Here is a 916-nt window from a genome sequence, read left to right on the forward strand (position 1 = left end):
CTATGGCCCTGGTACGAGCGCTGAACAAAATGACGAAAGCAGGTATGCCTGAAAGCGTGCGTATTGCCTGAAAACACAACCCGCTACGGGGGAGACTTACCCGAAATCTGATTTATTCAACAAAGCCTATAGCAATTGGAACATCGAAAAACAGGGTGAATCGTATTCTTGCTGCTTTACCAATCCGCACGAGAGAAGAGGTATTTTATTTTTTATTCGCCAGTGGAATGGCCTTTTCATTCTGTAAGGTTGTTACAGAATTAATTGGAAGTCGCGTTAATAAATTGTTAAATAAATAGTGACCTTTTGTCTATTGTGTTAAGGGGTTTTATTTGTGAGACTACTCCTATTGAAAAGTAGAGTGGAGGTGCAAGTGAGGCGAATGACTACTCGTCCGGCATTAGGTCCATGCGTTAGTTTCAAACTTGATGAAGATACGCATCTGAAATTGGTAAATGCCAAAGAGAGAAGCGGACGTAGTAAGGCTGGGGAGGTTGTGCTTAGGGTTAAGGATCACCTTTTACGCTATCCAGATTTTTATCCAACTGTAACATATAAGAGTGTGAGTTTTGGTCCTGTTGTTATGGCCCGCTTTGATGAGGATACAAACAAAAAACTGATTGCAGCTAAAAATAAAAGTAACAGAAGCAAGTCGCATGAAGTTTATCTTCGTCTCAAAGCACATCTGTTCGAATTTCCTGATTTTTATAGTTCTGAAGTCGAAGTGATAAGGAGGTCAGTATCTGAAACATAAGTAGTCCCGAAGGTATTACCATTTAAACATTATCTATGGCTTTGTTGAATAAATCGAACTTTTGCTGAGTTGAAGGATCAGATCACGCATCTTCCCGACAACGCAGACCGTTCCGTGGCAAAGCAAAAGTTCAAAATCTCCAACTGGCCCACCTACAATAAA

The 916-nt window shown here is 40.6% G+C and carries 3 protein-coding genes; all 3 read left to right on the forward strand.

Annotated features, from left to right (window positions below; translation table 11 throughout):
- Positions 1 to 71, forward strand: a 71-nt coding sequence (locus tag MKS11_RS27400) for a hypothetical protein (RefSeq protein WP_223349232.1), incomplete at its 5' end; no start/stop codon positions are given.
- A gap of 311 nt (positions 72 to 382) precedes the next feature.
- Complete coding sequence (locus MKS11_RS27405; RefSeq protein ID WP_004208838.1) at positions 383 to 754, forward strand: TraY domain-containing protein; 372 nt, start codon at positions 383 to 385, stop codon at positions 752 to 754.
- Positions 755 to 823: 69 nt separating this feature from the next.
- Positions 824 to 916, forward strand: a 93-nt coding sequence (locus MKS11_RS27410) for a hypothetical protein (RefSeq protein ID WP_236904630.1), incomplete at its 3' end; no start/stop codon positions are given.

The organism is Klebsiella sp. K5-45, assembly GCF_030128605.1.
Classification (GTDB): Bacteria; Pseudomonadota; Gammaproteobacteria; order Enterobacterales; family Enterobacteriaceae; genus Klebsiella; species Klebsiella quasipneumoniae.

What these genes read in the sequence shown, in the direction of transcription:
- MKS11_RS27405 (WP_004208838.1), top strand. Translation starts at nt 383, where the DNA reads ATGACTACTCGTCCGGCATTAGGTCCATGCGTTAGTTTCAAACTTGAT.